This window comes from Variovorax paradoxus (genome assembly GCF_022009635.1).
Lineage (GTDB): Bacteria > Pseudomonadota > Gammaproteobacteria > Burkholderiales > Burkholderiaceae_C > Variovorax.
Genome location: NZ_CP091716.1, coordinates 307,617 through 322,500, shown reverse-complemented (window position 1 = coordinate 322,500; position 14,884 = coordinate 307,617). Strand labels below are relative to the sequence as shown.

Below are 14,884 nucleotides of genomic sequence, written 5' to 3'. Positions count from 1 at the left end.
CCACTGCTGCCTCCCGTAGGAGTCTGGGCCGTGTCTCAGTCCCAGTGTGGCTGGTCGTCCTCTCAGACCAGCTACAGATCGAAGGCTTGGTGAGCCTTTACCTCACCAACTACCTAATCTGCCATCGGCCGCTCCATTCGCGCAAGGTCTTGCGATCCCCTGCTTTCATCCGTAGATCGTATGCGGTATTAGCACAGCTTTCGCTGCGTTATCCCCCACGATTGGGCACGTTCCGATGTATTACTCACCCGTTCGCCACTCGCCGCCAGGATTGCTCCCGCGCTGCCGTTCGACTTGCATGTGTAAGGCATGCCGCCAGCGTTCAATCTGAGCCAGGATCAAACTCTATAGTTCGATCTTGATTTGCGCCTGATCTCGCGACCAGGCAAAACTCATAAAAAAAGAAATTGAAGTGAACTTCACTTCTATTCTCATGAGCGTTTTTAAGTCTTGCGACTTGTTCCGAAGAACTTACGCAATTACCTTCAAACGCCCACGCTTATCGGCTGTAAATTTTTAACGATCACCGAAGCAACTTATCGCCTGCTTCGTCTTGCTTGCTGCGATCAGCGAAGCCTTGTAGTCTAACACGATTTTTTAAGTATCGTCAAACTTTTTTCGCCTTCTTCAAACTTTCCAGCAGTCAGCGACTTTCATCACCAGCCGCCGAATCGTTTTCAGCGAAGCCTTCGATTATGCACCGGTTTTTAACTCAGCGTCAACTTCGAAGGAAGTTTTTTCTCAACCTACCTGCTGAACCCCTGAGAGCACCAGCCGTCTGCCGAGCCTTCGATCATACATCGAAATTTCACGGATCGTCAAAGTTCTCAGAACTTTCTATCTCGGCGCAGAGGGCCCGGCCTTCTATCTATATGTAGAAATAAGAAAGCCGCCCGAAGGCGGCTTTCTCATTCAAGAACAGATCGCTGCTTAGCTTAGTAATAGCGGGAGTTGTTCATACGGCGCATCGCTTCATACAGCGTGGGCATGCGCACTTCCTGCGAACGATGGCTCATGCGGGCCAGTGCATCGATCTTGGCGGCCTCGGCGGCAGGCACAGTGCCTTCCGACTGTTGGCGCCAAACGGCGGCCTGGAGTTCCTGCATCACGCGCGGATCGTTCTTGGCCGTTTCCAGAAAACGAGCATCAGCACGGGCGGCGGCACGGCGCTGGGCAGCGGCGCGCCAGAGGCCGGCGATGCCAGTCTTGCGAACCGATCCTGCGAACAGCGCAAACATAGCGATTGCAGCAACGCAGAACACAACCCAAACTGCGAGCAAACCGCCTTCGCTCCAGCTGGAGACAAGTGCGTCCGTCACCACCAGCACTGCAGCCGCGATGGCGACGATCAGCAGCGCGATGAGCGGACGGGCGCCATTGGCGCCAGCGCGTGCGGCCTGAATCTGGCCGAAGAGAACTTCGGCGCGACGCACGCCGGGATGGACGGTAGGTTGGTCAACGTGAACGAAGCTGGTCATGGTGTCCTCCTGGGACTTTGGTAATCAGTGGTGGCGAACAAGGCCGATGCAGTGATATTAGGGTTTACCCCAGTGCATTTCCACTTTATCTTTCTGATGTTTATCATTCACAAGACTGATGGACGTCAACTTTCGCACGCTCGACCTCAACCTGCTTCGCGTCTTCGACGAGGTGATGGCAGAGCGCAACCTCACACGCGCCGCCCGCAATCTCTCCATCACGCAGCCTGCAGTGAGCAATGCGCTGCGCCGCCTTCGCGAGGTGTTGGGGGATGAGCTGGTGCGCCGCTCCGGTGCCGGCGTCGAGCCCACTCCGCGGGCGCTGGCCCTCTGGCCGACTGTGCGTGACGCGCTGCGTCAGTTGCAGCACACGCTAGCGCCCGGCGAGTTCGACGCCGCCACCGCCGACACCACTTTCCTCCTGGCCATGGCCGACGCAACAGCGGCCGAGCTCATCCCGGGCCTCGTGCAGATCGCCGAGAAAGAAGCGCCCGCCATTTCGCTGCGCGTGCTGCCCCTGACCACGCGCGACCCGCGCCGCATGCTCGAACTCGAAGAAGTCGACATGGCCGTCGGCTACTTTCCGGCGGTGATCGCCAGCCTCGCGGCGCGCGGCCAGTCGGGCGTGGGGGTTGCGTTCGAGACCCAGCGGCTCTACCTGGGCCAATATGTATGCGTGATGCGCCGGGGCCATCCGCTGGCGAACGCCCCGCTCACGCTCGACGACTATTGCGCGGCGCGGCACCTGCTGGTGAGCTTTTCGGGGCGCCCCTACGGGTTCATCGACCAGACGCTGGGCGCCATGGGGCGCGAGCGGCGCATCGTGGTGACGGTGAATCAGTTCTTCACCGCGGGCCGGGTCGTGGCCAATTCAGACCTGCTGACGGTGCTGCCGCGTCACTTCGTGACAGTGACCGGCATCGGCGACCAGTTGGTCTTGCGCGACCTGCCCTTCGATCAGCCGCCGGTGCACGTGGATGCCATCTGGCACCGGCGTGCCCAGCACGGACATTCGCACGAGTGGCTGCGCACGGCGCTGTTGCGTTCGGCAGCCGCGGCTTTCGCCGGATCGGTCCTCGGGCAGAAGGTGCCCGACTGACCTTGTTGGCCGATCAGCGGACGACGCTGAGCCAGGCCGAGGCGGCGGCGCGCAGTTCCTGCGCGTGGTGAGCTCCGCGACCGGCGCGCATGTCGGCGCTTTCCATCAGTGCCGCGGCGTGGCTGGCCGGGGCGTTGACGGTCGAGGAGCGGAAGAAACGTGCCACTTGGGCGATGAGGCTGAACATGGTGTTGCGCGGCTTGTGGCCGTGCTCTGAGTGGTTGATGTTTCAAGAATAAGGGTTATCCCTAACATTGCAACCCCAACCTTATGCGCTTCATGCATGGGTCAATTCCCCTAGACTGGCCCGACGATGAAGTTGCAACTGCTGTCCGACCTTCACCTGGAGTCCCACCCGCGCTTTCATGCCGAGCCCGTGCCGGGCGCCGACATGCTGATCCTGGCGGGCGACATCGGCTCCTACCAGCAAGGTTCCCGCCTGACCGACACCGACTTCGGCCTGGGCCGTTTCTCCCCCCGCAACGGCTGGCCGACGCCCGTGATCTACGTGCCGGGCAACCACGAGTACGACAACGTCGACTTCGACGAAACGCACGAACGCCTGCGCACCCTCTGCGAGGAGCTCGACATCCTCTGGCTGGAGCGCGAAACCCGCGTCATCGACGGCATCCGCTTCGTCGGCACCACGCTCTGGGCCGACTTCGATGCGTTGGCAGAACCCACCGACAGCCTTGCCGAAGCCCTCAAGAAACGCGGCAAGGCCATGCGCGCGGCCGATTTCTACCTTGAAAAAGCGGCCACCATGCGTAACGGCCAGCTTTTCCTCTCCGCGCAATTGCGTGAGCAGGCGCTCGCCTGCCAGGCCTGGCTCGAGCAGGCCCTGGCCGAGCCCTTCGACGGCACCACGGTCGCCATCACGCATTTCGCACCCAGCCTCGACAGCGGCGATCCGCGCTACGGCCTGACTCCCGGCACCGCCGGTTTCTGCAATGGGCTCGACGCGCTGCTCCCCCATGCCAGGCTGTGGCTCCACGGCCACCTGCACTGCCCGTCCGACTACGTGAAGAACGGCTGCCGCGTCGTGGCCAACCCGCTGGGCTACGCGCGCAACGGCGAGCAGGAGGGCTTCAAGCCCCATTTGCTGATCGATATCAGCTGAAAAGGCGCGCGGCCCGGCCGCGCACGTTGTAACAGCCGGCAACGCACCGGCCGCGCCCGCTGTGTAGACTGCCGCGAGGCCCACCCATCCACCCGGAGGAGAGCGCCATGACGCAACAGCAACAACAACGTCGGACTTTCCTGCAGCAGTCGGCCGGCCTCGCGGCCGCCACCGGCATGTTCTCCTTCTGGCCCAAGGCATCGGCCCAGGCACCCGAGGCGAGCGGCAAGGCGATGGGAATGTCGTCGATCGCCGAGCTGTCTCGCCGCCTCGCAGCCGGTTCGGTCAGCAGCAGCCAGCTGGTGGAAGAAGCGCTCGCTGCCATCCAGAATCCCGCCGGCGAAGGCGCTCGCGCCTTCATCCGCGTGCATGCCGATTCGGCGCGCGCCGCGGCGGGCCGCCTCGACGCCGACCGCAAGGCGGGCCGCCCCGCGGCTTCGCAGATCTCCGGCATCCCGATCTCGCTGAAGGACCTGTTCGACGAAGCCGGCATCACCACGCTCGGCGGCTCGACCGTGCTGGCCGGCCAGCCGCCCGCGGCGCGCGACGCCATCGTGGTCGAGCGGCTGCGGCGCGCCGGCGCGATCATCATCGGACGCTCCAACACGGTCGAGTTCGCGTACACGGGCCTGGGCATCAACCCGCACTACGGCACGCCGAAGAACGTCTTCGACCGCGCGACCGGCCGCATTCCCGGCGGCTCGACCTCGGGCGGCGCGATCTCCGTGGCCGACGGCATGGCGGCCGGCGCCATCGGCACCGACACCGGCGGCTCGCTGCGCATTCCCTCGGCGCTCAACGGACTCGTGGGCTTCAAGCCGACGCAGCGGCGCATTCCGCTCGACGGCGTGCTGCCGCTGTCGACCTCCTTCGATTCGGCCGGGCCGATCGCCTGGACGGTGGAAGACTGCGCCCTGCTCGACGCGGTGATGGCCGGCGAGCTGCCGCGCCCGATCCGGGTGCCGCCGCTGCGGGGGCTGCGCTTCGCGGTGCCCAAGACCTTCTTCCAGGACGACCTGTCGCCGGCCGTGGCCTCGGCGTTCGCGGCGGCGCTATCGAAACTCTCCGCCGCCGGCGCCACCGTCACCGAGCTGCCGATGGCCGAGTTCGCGAAGGCGCCCACCATCAATCCGCGCGGCATGATCACCGCCGCCGAGGCCTTCACCTGGCACCGCGAATTCATCAAGACCGGCGCCGCCAAGTACGACCCGCGCGTGCTGGCCCGCATCAAGACCGGCGAAACCATCACCGCGCCCGACTACCTGCAGCTGCAGGCGCTGCGCCGCCAGTTCATACGCTCGATCAACACCGCGGCCGCCAGCTACGACGCGATGTTGATGCCGACCACTCCCGACACCGCGCCGCCCATCGCCGAGGTGCTGAAGGACGACGACACCTACTACCGCATCAACGGCCGGATGCTGCGCAATCCTTCGGTGGTGAACCTGTTCGACGGCTGCGCGCTTTCGGTGCCGTGCCACGAGGCGGGCAGCGCGCCCATCGGGCTGATGGTCGCCGGCATCGGCAACACCGACCACCGGCTGCTGGCAGTCGGCTGGGCCGTGGAAGCCGCGGTGACCCCGCGGCGCGTGCTCAGCAGCTGAGCCGGGTCTTCATCATCGCGAGGCCAGCCCCTCGAAGCAGGTGGCGAGCACCAGCTCGACGATCTGCTCGTCGGTCTGCAGTCCGCCGGCCTTGAGGAAACCCAGCACCGGATCGCAAGCGCGCGCGAACAGCGTGTAGAGCACGGCGATGGCCGGCAGCTTCGGGTTCAGCGAACCGTCGGCCTGCGCGGCCTGGATCCAGCCGCCGAGCTGGTCGCTGATCGTGACCAGGCGGTCGAGGTAGGCGCGGTTGTTCATCAACGCGGCGCGAAGAGTCGAGTTCTGGTGCGGCAGCGACGGCATCTCGCCGGCCAGTTGCACCTGCATCGACCATCGCACCACGGCGCGCAGCTTGGCGACGGGTTTGTCCTCGGGCGGCACCGAAGCCAGGAATTCGAGGGTGCGCTGCATGATGCGCACCATGGCCGCGGCGGCCAGGTCTTCCTTGCTGGGAAAGTGCTTGTAGAGGCTGGCCTTGGCAATGCCGACCGCGGCGGCCACCTCGTCGACCGTCATCGACTCGAAGCCTTTTTCGGCCAGCAACCGGTTCGCGGTCTGCACGATGGCCTCCTCGCGGGCCTGCAGCATCTGCTCCTTGAACGAGGTCTTGGCGGGGGAAACGGCATTCATGCCGGAAATTCTAGTCTCGGGCGTCGCCAACCAGACGACGCGCCCGCCGAAATACCGCGCGGTCTTTTACAGACCGAACAGTACGCTCACGTGCTGCGCCCCTTGGAGACGAGCCGGATCCCGGGCATCAGCTCGGCCGCCAGCTCGGGCCGCTCCAGGGCGTAGTCGAGATTCATGCGCGCGATTTCGACGTGCTCCTCGCCCAGCGCCTGAGCCCGCGAGCCCTGCCCGCGCTCGATGGCCTGCACCATCGCGTGGTGCGTGCGGTGCGCCTGGCGCATCCACTGCTGGCCCTCTTCCATCGACGACTGCATCGGCAGCATCGCGCTCGGCGCCGCGAAGGGCTGGCCGCCGAGCATGTCCATCACCCGCTTGAGCGCGAGGTTGCCGCAGCCTTCGAGGATCAGCTTGTGGAAGCGGTCGTTCATCTCGACGTAGGCCGCGTAGTCATCCAGGTCCATGCTGGGCTTGTTGACCGCGCGGTCGCCGGCATCGAGGCAGTCCTTCAGGTCGCGCAGCAGTTGGCGCGGCGCGCCGTCCTCGGCCAGCAGGCGGGCCGCGAAGCCTTCGATCACGCCGCGCACGCGGATGGCATCGGCCACCTCCTGCGAGGTGAAGCGGCGCATCTGGTAGCCGCCGGAGGGCGACTGCTCGATCAGCCCTTCGTGCTCCAGGCTGGCCAGCGCCAGCCGCACCGGGGTGCGCGAGGCCTCGAGCTTCTCGGCCAGCGGGATCTCGGCCAGCCGCTCTCCGGGCACGAATTCGCCCTTGAGAATCATGTCGCGCAGCTGCACGAGCACGCGGGATTGTTGGGAGTCCATCGGCGAATTCTAGGAGACGCGCTCCTTGCTGCACGCAGCATATTTGCGCTGGCTCGGTTGTTGCATGCACTCGATGTAAACAAGTGTCAAAAACCGACGTTACGCTCAGCGTTTACCCTGATTTTTGGCGTTTCATGCCCCATTACGGGGCAAAACCACAGATGAAAGTTTGACTGGGATCAAGGATCACCAAGACAATGCATACAGTTGCATGCAATGCCTGCAGACCCTATTCCACAGAACCCACGATGGAGCCCGCACGATGATCAGCGCCGAGCAGAACGATTTCATCACCCGCGTCGGACCCGACGCTCCCGCCGGCAAGCTGCTGCGCCGCTACTGGCAGCCGGTGGCCCTGGCCGACGAACTCGCCGGCCCGCGCCCGGTCAAGCCGGTAAAGCTCATGGGGCAGGATTTCGTCCTGTTCCGTGACGAAAGCGGCCAGCTCGGCATGCTCGACCGCGACTGCCCGCACCGCGGCGCCGACCTGGCTTTCGGCCGGCTCGAGAACGGCGGCATCCGCTGCGCCTTCCACGGCTGGCTGTTCGACGCCAAGGGCAACTGCCTCGAGACCCCCGCCGAGCCCGCCACCAGCAAGCTGTGCAGCCGCATCAAGCAGTCGGCCTACCCGGTGGTGGAAAAGGCCGGAACGATCTTCGCGTACATCGGCGAGGGCGAGCCCCCCGCCTTCCCCGACTTCGACTGCTTCGTCGCCCCCGACACCCACACCTTCGCGTTCAAGGGCCTGTTCGAGTGCAACTGGCTGCAGGCGCTCGAAGTGGGCATCGACCCCGCGCACGCCTCGTACCTGCACCGCTTCTTCGAGGACGAGGACACCTCCGAGAGCTACGGCAAGCAGTTCCGCGGCGCCTCGGCCGACTCCGACATGCCCATCACCAAGGTGCTGCGCGAATACGACCGCCCCGACATCAGCGTCGAGTCGACCGACTACGGCTTCCGCCTGAAGGCGCTGCGCAAGCTGAGCGAGGACACCACCCACGTGCGCGTGACCAACGTGGTGTTCCCGCAGGCCTTCGTGATCCCGATGAGCGCCGAGATGACCATCTCGCAATGGCACGTGCCCGTGGACGACACGCACTGCTATTGGTATGCCATCTTCACCAGCTTCACCGGCCCGGTCGACAAGCAGCAGATGCGCGACCAGCGCCTGAAGCTCTACGAGCTGCCCGACTACACCTCGCGCAAGAACAAGCGCAACAACTACGGCTACAGCATCGAGGAACAGCTCACCGAGACGTACACCGGCATGGGCGACGACATCAACGTGCACGACCAGTGGGCGGTGGAGTCGCAGGGCGCCATCCAGGACCGCACGCGCGAACACCTGGGCAGCACCGACAAGGGCATCGTCGCCTACCGCCGGTTGCTGGTGAAGGCCATCGAGGCCACACAGGCCGGCGAGACCGCGCCGATGCTCATCGACGCCGCGCAGGCCAGCGCAATGACCGGGCCGCCGTCCATCGACGGCATCGGCCACAACGTCAGCGACGAAGCCGCCACCGAGACCTACTGGCAGGAAGCCGACCGCGCCCGCCGGCTGAAGTCCGACTGGGCCTCGGCACGGCTCGCCGCCTGAAGCCCGCGCCATGAGCAGCAGCAACACATTCGTCGACCGCTTCGGTCTGTGGTCCGACGACCAGCACGCGCAGGCCAGGGAACTGGTGCGCCGAATCGACGGCGGCGAGGTCGATCTCGTCCGCTTCGCCTGGCCCGACCAGCACGGCATCCTGCGCGGCAAGACGCTGGTCGCCAGCGAGGCGCGCTCTGCCCTCTGGGAAGGCGTGAACCTCACCTCCACCCTGCTGGCCAAGGACACCTCGCACAAGACCGTGTTCCCGGTGTTCACCCAGGGTGGCGGCTTCGCCATCGAAGGCCTGCAGGGCGGCGCGGACTTCACCATCGTCGCCGACCCCGCCACCTTCAAGGTGCTGCCGTGGTCGCCGCGCACCGGCTGGGTGATGTGCGACGCCTACATGGCCGACGGCAAGCCCTGCCCCTTCGCCACGCGGCAGATCCTGCAGCGCGCGGTGCGCCAGCTCGACGAGCTGGGGCTGGACTTCATCGCCGGCCTCGAAGTGGAATTCCACGTCTTCAAGCTCGACGACGCCCGCATGGGCCTGGCCGACTCCGGCCAGCCCGGCGAGCCGCCGCGCGTGTCGCTGCTCTCGCACGGCCACCAGTACCTGACCGAGCTGCGCTACGACCGCGTCGACAACCTGATGGAGCTGCTGCGCTCGCAACTGCTGGCGCTCGGCCTGCCGCTGCGCTCGCTGGAAATCGAGTTCGGCCCGAGCCAGTTCGAGCTGACCTTCGGCCCCACGGCCGGCGTCGTGCCCGCCGACACCATGGTGCTGCTGCGCAGCGCCATCAAGCAGATCTGCCAGCGCAACGGCCTGCATGCCACCTTCATGTGCCGCCCGAAGATCCCGAACGTGATGTCCAGCGGCTGGCACCTGCACCAGTCGCTGCGCCGCAAGAGCGACGGCGTGAACGCGTTCATGCCCGAGACCGAGGGCCAGACGCTCAGCGAGATCGGCATGCACTACCTCGGCGGCCTCAAGGCGCACGCCTGCGGCGCGGCCGCGCTCGCCAGCCCCACCATCAACGGCTACAGGCGCTACCGCCCCTTCTCGCTGGCGCCCGACCGGGCGATCTGGGCGCGCGACAACCGCGGCGCGATGCTGCGCGTGCTCGGCGGCGTGGGGCAGAGCGCCTCGCGCATCGAGAACCGCGTGGGCGAGCCGACGGCCAACCCGTACCTGTACCTCGCGTCGCAGCTGTTCTCGGGCCTGGACGGCATCCGCCACAAGACCGACCCCGGCCCCTCGGCCGACGCTCCCTACGAAACCCCGGCGGAACAGCTGCCGCGCTCGCTGGGCGACGCCCTGGCCTGCCTGCGCCGCGACGAAATGCTCAACGCGCAGATGGGCAAGACCTTCGTCGACTACCTCTGCCACATCAAGGAAGCGGAAATCGCCCGCTTCAACCTCGAAGTCTCTGAGTGGGAACACCGCGAGTACTTCGACATGTTCTGAACGAGCCCCAAGAACAACAATGCCCACGATCCACTACATCCTCAAGGACGGCACCACGCGCGACGTCGACGCCAAGGTCGGCGCCAGCGTGATGGAAACCGCCATTCGCGGCAACGTGCGCGGCATCGACGCCGAGTGCGGCGGCTGCTGCTCCTGCGCCACCTGCCACGTCTACGTGGACGACGCCTTCATCGACCTGCTGCCGCCGCCCGACGACATGGAAAGCGCGCTGCTCGACGCCGTCGCTTCCGAGCGCCGGCCCGGCTCCCGCCTGAGCTGCCAGCTCAGCATCACCGCGGCCTTCGATGGCCTCACGGTGCGGGTGCCCGATACCCAGGTCTGACGCTCGACTCGGGCATCATCGCCCGCTTTGCACATCCGGTTACACGACAGCGGCGCCCGACGGGCGCATCCATTCCACCTGAAAGGCGTTTTGCAATGACGATGACCAAGAGAACCATCCTCTCGACCCTGCTGCTGGCGAGCTTCGGCGTGCTGGGCACGACCGCCGCGCAGGCGGCCGACGAGCCCCTGCGCATCGGCCTGATCGCGACCTACTCCGGCCCCTACGCCGACTACGGCCGCCAGTTCGACGCCGGCATCGCGCTCTACCTGAAGGAGCACGGTGGCAAGGTGGGTGGCCGCACGGTCGAGATCATCAAGAAGGACACCGCCGGCCCCGCGCCCGACGCCGCCAAGCGCATCGCGCAGGAGCTCATCGTGCGCGACAAGGTGAGCGTGCTCACCGGCCTGGACTTCAGCCCCAACGCCTACGCCGTGGGTGCCATCGCCACGCAGGCCAAGATCCCGACCATCGTGATGAACGCGGCGTCGTCGGCCATCACCACCAGCTCGCCCTACGTGGCGCGCCTGTCGTTCACCGTGCAGCAGGTCACCGACCCGATGGCGCGCTACATGCTCAAGGAAGGCATCAAGGACGCCTACACCGTGGTCGCCGACTACGCCTCGGGCGTGGACGCGGAAACCGCCTTCAAGAAGACCTTCACCGCCGGCGGCGGCAAGGTGTCGGGCGAAGTGCGCACGCCGATGAACAACCCCGACTTCTCGGCCTACGTGCAGCGCATCAAGGACGCCAAGCCCCAGGCCGTGTTCTTCTTCTTCCCCTCGGGCGTGATGCCGCCGGCCTTCCTGAAGGTCTGGAAGGAACGCGGCATGGAGCAGGCCGGCATCAAGCTCTTCGCCACCGGCGAAGCCACCGACGACAGCTACCTCGACGCCACCGGCGACGTGGCGCTGGGCCTGGTCACCAGCCACCACTACTCGTTCGCGCACCCCTCGCCCAAGAACCAGAAGTTCGTGAAGGACTTCGCCGCCGACAACGGCGCCAAGCTGCGCCCGAGCTACTTCGCCGTCACCGCCTACGACGCGATGGCCGCCATCGACCTGGCGCTGGCCAAGACCAAGGGCGACACCGGCGGCGACAAGTTCATGGATGCCCTGAAGGGCCTGAGCTTCGAAAGCCCGCGCGGCCCGATCGAGATCGACCCGGTCACGCGCGACATCGTGCAGACCGTCTACATCCGCAAGACCGAGCGCGTGAACGGCCAGCTGGTGAACGTGGAGTTCGACAAGTTCGACCGCGTCAAGGACCCGGCCAAGGAAAGCAAGTAAGCAGCACCAGCAGCCACCCGGGCCCCGCATCCGCGCGGGCCCAGGCAGCGACGACCACAGGAAATTCATGGGCATCGTGATCTTCGATGGAGTGGCCTACGGCATGCTCCTGTTCCTCATCGGCGTGGGCCTGTCCATCACGATGGGGCTCATGAACTTCGTCAACCTCGCGCACGGCAGCTTCGCGATGGTGGGCGGCTACGTGGCCGCCGTGCTGATGAACCACTTCGGGCTCGGCTTCGGCCTCTCGCTGGCGGCCGCCTTCGTGGCGGCGGCGCTGGTGGGCGCGGTGCTGGAGTTCGTGTTCTACCGCCGGCTGTACCGCGCGCATCCGCTCGACCAGGTGCTGCTGTCGATCGGCGTGGTGTTCGTGTCGATCGCGGCATTCACCTATTTCTTCGGCCCGACGATGCAGCCCTTCACGTTGCCCGCGGCGCTCGACGGGCAGGTGTCGCTACTGGGCATGGAGGTGGGACGCTACCGGCTGTTCCTGATCGCCTGCGGCGCGGCGGTGCTCGTCGCCCTGCTGCTGGGCCTGGGCAAGACCCGCTACGGCGCCATGGTGCGCGCGGCGGTGGACAACCAGCGCGTGGCCGGCGGCACCGGCATCCACGTGCAGCGCCTCTTTTTTCTGACCTTCTCGCTGGGCTGCGGCCTCGCCGGCCTGGGCGGCGCGCTGAGCCTGGGCATGCTGGGGCTGGAGCCATCGTTCCCGCTCAAGTACCTCGTCTACTTTCTGATGGTGGTGTGCGTGGGCGGTGCGGGCACCGTCACCGGGCCATTCATCGCGGCGCTGCTGGTCGGCATCGTCGACGTGGCGGGCAAGTACTACCTGCCCGAAGCCGGCGCCTTTCTCATCTATGTCTTCATGATCGTCATGCTGCTGGTGCGCCCGAACGGCATCGTCGCCAAGAAGGGGCTCGCATGAAAGCCCTGACCGTCTCTCCCGCGCAGCTGCGCGCCGCGGAAGCCGTCTTCTGGATCGCGCTCGCGTCGAGCTTCTTCCTGCTGCCCGACAAGCTCACGCTGATGAGCCAGATCATGATCTTCGGCCTGTTCGCCGTGTCGCTCGACATGGCGCTGGGCTACGCGGGCATCCTGACCGTGGGCCACGCCGCCTTCTTCGGCGCGGGCGCCTACGCGGCCGGCCTGCTGGCCAAGTACGGCTGGAGCGAGCCCTTCACCGGCCTGCTGTTCGCGCTGGTCGTGAGCGGCCTGCTCGGCTATGCGCTGAGCTACCTCGTGGTGCGCGGCGCCGACCTCACGCGGCTGATGATCACCATCGGCGTGTGCGTGCTGCTGTTCGAGGTGGCCAACCGGCTCTCCGGCATCACCGGCGGCACCGACGGGCTGCAGGGCGTGGTCATCGCGCCGGTGCTCGGCTTCTTCGATTTCGACCTCTACGGCAAGACCGCCTTCTGCTACGCCTTCGGCGTGGTGCTCGCGATGTTCCTGCTGGTGCGGCTGGTGCTGCGCTCGCCCTTCGGACTGGCGCTGCGCGGCATCCACGACAGCCGCAAGCGCATGCTGGCCATCGGCTCGCCGGTGGAAGCACGGCTGCGCATGGCCTACGCCTTCTCCGCCGCGGTGGCGGGCGTGGCGGGTGCGCTGCTGGCGCAGACCACGCAGTTCGTCGGCATCGAATCCATCGGCTTCAACCGCTCGGCCGAAGTGCTCATCATCCTGGTGCTGGGCGGCACCGGGCGGCTGTACGGCGGCATGATCGGCGCCATCGTCTACATGCTGGTGCACGACTGGTTCGCGGACATGAACCCGCAGTACTGGATGTTCTGGCTCGGCATCTTCCTGATCGCGGCGGTCATGCTCGGACGCGGCGGCATCATGGGCGCGCTGTCGCGCTTCGTTCGCACGGGGAAGGCGCGATGAGCCCGGCAAACAAGACGCACACCCTGCGCACCCAGGGCCTGGGCATCCGCTTCGGCGAGTTCCAGGCGGTGAGCGACGTGAACCTCTCGCTCGAGCCCGGCGCGCGCCAGGCGCTGATCGGCCCCAACGGCGCGGGCAAGACCACGCTCATCAACCTGCTCACCGGCGTGTTCAAGCCCACGAGCGGATCGATCCACATGGGCGACCACGACCTCACTCGCCTGTCCGCCGACAAGCGGGCGCGCATGGGCCTGTCGCGCACCTTCCAGATCAACACGCTGTTCCCCAGCCTCACGCCGCTGCTGTCGGTGGTGCTGGCGATCAGCGAGCGCGAAGGCCTGGGCGCCACCTGGTGGCGGCCGCTGAAGGGCTGCACCAAGGTGTTCGACGAAGCGCATTCGCTGCTGGGCATATTCAGGCTCGACAGCCTGGCCGACGTGCCGGTGGCCGAGCTGGCCTACGGCAAGCAGCGGCTGCTGGAGATCGCCCTGGCGCTGGCCGCCAAGCCCCGCATCCTGCTGCTCGACGAACCCGCGGCCGGCGTGCCGCAGGACGAGAGCGGCGAGCTGTTCGAGGTCATCGCGGCGCTGCCGCAGGACATCAGCGTGCTGTTCATCGAGCACGACATGAAGCTCGTCTTCCGCTTCTCGCGCCGCATCTCGGTGCTGGTCGGCGGACGCATCCTCACCGAGGGCACGCCTTCGGAAATCGGCGCCGACCCGCGCGTTCGCGAGGTCTACCTGGGAAGTTCGCACCACCATGCCTGAAGCACTCGCCTTCGACCGCGTCACCGCCGGCTACGGCAACGCGGTCGTGCTCGACCGACTCGACTTTTCGCTGCAGCAGGGCGAAAGCCTCGCCATCCTCGGGCGCAACGGCGTGGGCAAGACCACGCTGCTCGAAACGCTGATGGGCAACACCCGCGTGATGCAGGGCGCGATCCGCTGGCAAGGCGCCGACATCACGCGCTGGCCCTCGCACCAGCGCGTGCGCGCCGGGCTGGGCTGGGTGCCGCAGGAGCGCGAGGTGTTTCCCTCCCTCACCGTGGAAGAAAACCTCACGGTGATCTCGCGGCTCGGCGGCTGGAATCTCAAGCGCGTCTACGACTTCTTTCCGCGCCTGCGCGAGCGGCGCGGCAACTACGGCAACCAGCTCTCGGGCGGCGAACAGCAGATGCTCGCCATCGGCCGCGCACTGATGACCAACCCCAGGCTGCTGCTGCTCGACGAGCCGATGGAAGGCTTGGCGCCGATCATCGTGGAAGAGCTGGCGGCCGCGATCCGCAGGCTGTGCGAATCGGAAGGGCTGGCCTCGATCGTGGTCGAGCAGCACCCGGTGCTGGCGCTGGAGATGACGCACAAGGCCATCGTGCTGGAGCGCGGCACCGTGGTGCACGCGGGCCCGAGCGCGGAGCTGGCGGCCGACCAAGAGTTACTGGAAGGCTTGCTGGGCGTCGGGGTTTGATCGCAGGACACCGCGGAACCGGCTTTGCCGGGCCGCAGGTGTCGCCCCCGGCGAGGGGGTTGGCGAAGCGACACGAAGTGCGCGAAGCCTGGG

The 14,884-nt window shown here is 66.4% G+C and carries 15 protein-coding genes and 1 rRNA gene (1 of these 16 running past the window's edge); 11 read left to right on the top strand and 5 right to left on the bottom strand.

Going from position 1 to position 14,884, the window contains the following annotated elements; all coding sequences use genetic code 11:
* Together L3V85_RS01665 and L3V85_RS01660 are read right to left on the bottom strand one after the other, a co-directional pair.
* A 16S ribosomal RNA gene (locus L3V85_RS01665) occupies positions 1-354 on the bottom strand (it extends 1,177 nt beyond the left edge of the window).
* 581 nt (positions 355-935) lie between these two features.
* Positions 936-1,478, bottom strand: coding sequence for a hypothetical protein (locus L3V85_RS01660; protein WP_237677701.1), 543 nt, complete (start codon positions 1,476-1,478; stop codon positions 936-938).
* 118 nt (positions 1,479-1,596) lie between these two features.
* On the opposite strand from L3V85_RS01660, the gene L3V85_RS01655 reads away from it, so the two are divergent.
* Entirely contained in the window at positions 1,597-2,577 is a 981-nt protein-coding gene (locus tag L3V85_RS01655) for a LysR family transcriptional regulator (protein ID WP_237677700.1), read from the top strand.
* Between the two features lie 13 nt (positions 2,578-2,590).
* On the opposite strand, the gene L3V85_RS01650 is transcribed toward L3V85_RS01655, so the two are convergent.
* Positions 2,591-2,764: a hypothetical protein gene (locus tag L3V85_RS01650; protein ID WP_237677699.1), complete on the bottom strand. Its 174-nt coding sequence runs from the start codon at positions 2,762-2,764 to the stop codon at positions 2,591-2,593.
* A 126-nt stretch (positions 2,765-2,890) separates the two neighbouring features.
* Here L3V85_RS01650 and L3V85_RS01645 point away from each other — a divergent pair, with 126 nt between their 5' ends.
* Entirely contained in the window at positions 2,891-3,697 is an 807-nt protein-coding gene (locus L3V85_RS01645) for a metallophosphoesterase (RefSeq protein WP_237677698.1), read from the top strand.
* 107 nt (positions 3,698-3,804) lie between these two features.
* The gene (locus L3V85_RS01640) at positions 3,805-5,301 is read left to right on the top strand and encodes an amidase (RefSeq protein WP_237677697.1); all 1,497 of its coding nucleotides are present in this window, start codon (positions 3,805-3,807) and stop codon (positions 5,299-5,301) included.
* A gap of 12 nt (positions 5,302-5,313) precedes the next feature.
* Here the strand turns inward: L3V85_RS01640 and L3V85_RS01635 are convergent, their stop codons facing one another.
* Positions 5,314-5,931 (bottom strand): TetR/AcrR family transcriptional regulator, encoded by a 618-nt coding sequence (locus tag L3V85_RS01635; protein ID WP_237677696.1) that lies wholly within the window; start codon positions 5,929-5,931, stop codon positions 5,314-5,316.
* An 86-nt stretch (positions 5,932-6,017) separates the two neighbouring features.
* Complete coding sequence (locus L3V85_RS01630) at positions 6,018-6,752, bottom strand: GntR family transcriptional regulator (protein WP_237677695.1); 735 nt, start codon at positions 6,750-6,752, stop codon at positions 6,018-6,020.
* 262 nt (positions 6,753-7,014) lie between these two features.
* Between L3V85_RS01630 and L3V85_RS01625 the strand changes: the two genes are divergently transcribed.
* The 8 genes from L3V85_RS01625 to L3V85_RS01590 all read left to right on the top strand — a co-directional run bounded on the left by L3V85_RS01625 (position 7,015) and on the right by L3V85_RS01590 (position 14,791).
* A complete protein-coding gene (locus L3V85_RS01625) occupies positions 7,015-8,349 on the top strand; it encodes an aromatic ring-hydroxylating dioxygenase subunit alpha (protein WP_237677694.1) in 1,335 nt (444 codons plus the stop codon).
* A gap of 10 nt (positions 8,350-8,359) precedes the next feature.
* Positions 8,360-9,808, top strand: coding sequence for a glutamine synthetase family protein (locus L3V85_RS01620; protein WP_237677693.1), 1,449 nt, complete (start codon positions 8,360-8,362; stop codon positions 9,806-9,808).
* Positions 9,809-9,827: 19 nt separating this feature from the next.
* Positions 9,828-10,151, top strand: a complete 324-nt coding sequence (locus L3V85_RS01615; protein ID WP_237677692.1) for a 2Fe-2S iron-sulfur cluster-binding protein — start codon at positions 9,828-9,830, stop codon at positions 10,149-10,151.
* Between the two features lie 95 nt (positions 10,152-10,246).
* Positions 10,247-11,440, top strand: coding sequence for an ABC transporter substrate-binding protein (locus L3V85_RS01610; protein ID WP_237677691.1), 1,194 nt, complete (start codon positions 10,247-10,249; stop codon positions 11,438-11,440).
* A 67-nt stretch (positions 11,441-11,507) separates the two neighbouring features.
* A complete protein-coding gene (locus tag L3V85_RS01605; RefSeq protein ID WP_237677690.1) occupies positions 11,508-12,368 on the top strand; it encodes a branched-chain amino acid ABC transporter permease in 861 nt (286 codons plus the stop codon).
* Entirely contained in the window at positions 12,365-13,327 is a 963-nt protein-coding gene (locus L3V85_RS01600; RefSeq protein WP_237677689.1) for a branched-chain amino acid ABC transporter permease, read from the top strand. The genes L3V85_RS01605 and L3V85_RS01600 overlap by 4 nt, the downstream gene beginning before the upstream one ends.
* On the top strand, positions 13,324-14,094 hold the full coding sequence (locus L3V85_RS01595; RefSeq protein WP_237677688.1) for an ABC transporter ATP-binding protein: 771 nt from the start codon (positions 13,324-13,326) through the stop codon (positions 14,092-14,094). The genes L3V85_RS01600 and L3V85_RS01595 overlap by 4 nt, the downstream gene beginning before the upstream one ends.
* On the top strand, positions 14,087-14,791 hold the full coding sequence (locus tag L3V85_RS01590; RefSeq protein WP_237677687.1) for an ABC transporter ATP-binding protein: 705 nt from the start codon (positions 14,087-14,089) through the stop codon (positions 14,789-14,791). The genes L3V85_RS01595 and L3V85_RS01590 overlap by 8 nt, the downstream gene beginning before the upstream one ends.
* Positions 14,792-14,884 lie beyond the last annotated feature (93 nt).